Source organism: Halostella sp. PRR32, assembly GCF_034808085.1.
GTDB classification, from domain to species: Archaea; Halobacteriota; Halobacteria; order Halobacteriales; family Natronoarchaeaceae; genus Halostella; species Halostella pelagica.
Window position 1 is genome coordinate 1 of sequence record NZ_JAXHGL010000295.1, and the last position, 234, is coordinate 234.

Consider the following 234-nt stretch of genomic DNA (forward strand, 5'->3'; position numbering starts at 1 on the left):
GGCGGAGCGGGCGCGTCGCCGCCCACGTCACTTACGCGGCTCGCTTGTCCAGTTCGCCGGTGAGCCCGGCGGCGTCGAACTCGTGGTCGGGGCGGATGGCGACGAAGTCGAGGAACCGTCGCGCGGCCAGCAGCTCGTCGGCCGAGTAGCTGTCGAGCGCGGCGTCGACGGCCTCGGCCGCGCCGATCAGGGGTTCCAGCGCGGCGAGGGCGCTCGCGAGGTCGTACGACCGCG

General features: G+C 74.8%; 1 pseudogene. It reads right to left on the minus strand.

Features of this window, described 5'->3' with window-relative positions:
• Nucleotides 1–31: 31 nt before the first annotated feature.
• Nucleotides 32–234, minus strand: a pseudogene (locus SM753_RS21165) (protein kinase family protein); the annotation flags it as partial.